Raw genomic sequence first — 2,092 nt, 5'->3', positions numbered from 1 at the left:
AACAAGGTGAGAAACGAATGGGATCGGTCGCTTAGCTACCTGGCCGTCGCTCCTGACTCGTCTAAGTCTTTAAATGAATTGTAGTCCAAGTCGGGAGGGCTGGTGAGTCACCACGCGACATATCGCGCAAAAGTCGCAACGCATGCGGCTTTTCTTGGATGGTCAAAGAACAATTGGCCGCTAAATTTAACCCGACTCTGCTGGGCTGCGTGCGGAGGCCTATCCGCGCGCTCCCCGGGTGTGCGCAGAGCTGAACTACAGTCTCTTGATAGCGGCTGATTTCGCTTCGCTAGGCGCGACCGTATACCGGGACCACTGCACCGGAAGTTACCCGGCAATCTTCGGAGCACAGGTACGCGATGGTCGCGGCGATGTCTTCGGGCTTGACCCAGTTTTCGTGCTTCGCTTTTGGCATCGCCTTGCGGTTGGCTTCAGTGTCAATCGTGCTGGGCGCAATCGCATTCACCAGTACATTGTCCGCCAGCAGTTCCTCGGCCAGCGATGAGGTGAAAGTCGCGATCGCGCCCTTCGCCACCGCATAGGCGGCAAAATCGCCCGCGCCGGTGAGACCGCTGCGCGAGGTAACCGAAACAATTCTGCCGAATTTGTTCTTCTGCATCAGGGGCGCGACCGCGCGGCACATCAGGAAGGTCGGTTTGAGATTTAAGTCAAACATTGCCTGCCACTCGGCGGCGGTAGTCTCGCTTATCGGCTTTCCGCCCCAAAAGCCGCCAACCAGGTTGGTCAGGATATCGATTCGACCAAAGCGTTTGGCGACGCTTTCGACAAACCGGGCGGCTTCAGGCTCGTCGCCGATGTTGGCGCGCGCGAGCATCAGCTGATCGTTAGGAAAACGATTGCCGAGCCGCTCGCGCAGCAGCGGAACCTCGGGCTCGACGATCCAGGGCACCGCCACTCGCGCGCCGGCTGTGAGAAACTGATCGACTGCAGCACGGCCCAGGGCACCCGTGCCGCCGGTGATGATCGCGACCTTGCCTTCCAGCTTTTCCATGCCGCGAATCTTAATGCCGTGGCCTCGGAAAAGAGAAGCGGACAAAGATCGGGGATCCTGCCGATTTTCGGATTGCGAGGTAACGCAATCTGCCGACTTCTCTCTCCGCTAGGTGAGGTTGTCGTTGGCGAAGTCCCAGTTGACCAAGTTCCAGAATGCTTCGATGTAGCGTGGACGCGCGTTGCGGTAGTCGATGTAGTACGCGTGTTCCCACACATCGCAGGTCAGGATCGGCTTGTTGCCGCCGGTCAGCGGGGTTCCCGCATCATGAGTCGCTTCAATTGCAAGCGAACCGTCCGGCTTGCGTACCAGCCAGGCCCACCCGCTGCCGAAGTGGGTGGTAGCCGCCTCGGTGAACTTCTTTTTGAATTCGTCGAAGCTTCCGAACCCAGACTTAATCGCATCGGCCGCGGCTCCCTTAGGCTGGCCGCCCGCTTTCGCTGCCAGGCTCTTCCAGTAGAAGCTGTGGTTGAAATGCTGCGCGGCATTGTTAAAGAGCCCGCCGCTCGGTGCGGTCTTGATGATGTCCTCGAGCGACTTGCTCTCGTTAGGGGTGCCCTTAATCAGATTGTTCAGGTTGTTGACGTAGGCAGCATGATGTTTCCCATGATGGTATTCGAGTGTTTCGGCAGACAGATGCGGCTTCAGGGCGTCCATCGCGTACGGGAGAGCGGGAAGTTCAAATGCCATGTGAGTAATCCTTTCTCCGCATGGCACGGGCCGTCTGCGGCGGTGCGCAGCGGGGATTAAGCAACGACGTTGTCGTTGGCTGAGGATTGAAAGCAGAGAGACTGAGCATCGGCGCGTTTTCGAACTGTGAACGCTCGACTACGAGCGGGTGAGATCATCTTACGCGCCGCCTGCGCCGCGACACAAGATGCACTGATGGGCTCGCAGGGCACGACCAAGAGGCCGCTCGATTCTGATTCCCGGAAACGGTCTGCTCAGGTGTGCTCTTGTGGATCGTGACTGGTGATCATCATCAAAGTGACGCTGAGCTCGGAAAACGGTGCGCACATTCCGGCGCCTGCTTGATCAGGATTGAATCTGCTGGTCTGCGGGCTGCTCGCTTACTGAGTG

The 2,092-nt window shown here is 58.5% G+C and carries 2 protein-coding genes; both read right to left on the bottom strand.

Going from position 1 to position 2,092, the window contains the following annotated elements; genetic code table 11:
* Nucleotides 1-289: 289 nt before the first annotated feature.
* A complete protein-coding gene (locus tag VGI36_13255; GenBank protein ID HEY2486111.1) occupies nucleotides 290-1,012 on the bottom strand; it encodes an SDR family NAD(P)-dependent oxidoreductase in 723 nt (240 codons plus the stop codon).
* Nucleotides 1,013-1,120: 108 nt separating this feature from the next.
* Nucleotides 1,121-1,702 carry a superoxide dismutase gene (locus VGI36_13250; GenBank protein ID HEY2486110.1) on the bottom strand — a complete coding sequence of 194 codons (582 nt, stop codon included), beginning with the start codon at nucleotides 1,700-1,702 and terminating at the stop codon, nucleotides 1,121-1,123.
* Nucleotides 1,703-2,092: the final 390 nt, after the last annotated feature.

It is taken from the genome of Candidatus Binataceae bacterium, from assembly GCA_036495685.1.
Taxonomy (GTDB): Bacteria; Desulfobacterota; Binatia; order Binatales; family Binataceae; genus JAFAHS01.
The sequence above is the reverse complement of the archived record's forward strand: the minus strand, read 5'-3'. Positions and strand labels throughout refer to the sequence as shown.

What these genes read in the sequence shown, in the direction of transcription:
- VGI36_13255 (HEY2486111.1), bottom strand. Translation starts at nt 1,012, where the DNA reads ATGGAAAAGCTGGAAGGCAAGGTCGCGATCATCACCGGCGGCACGGGT.
- VGI36_13250 (HEY2486110.1), bottom strand. Translation starts at nt 1,702, where the DNA reads ATGGCATTTGAACTTCCCGCTCTCCCGTACGCGATGGACGCCCTGAAG.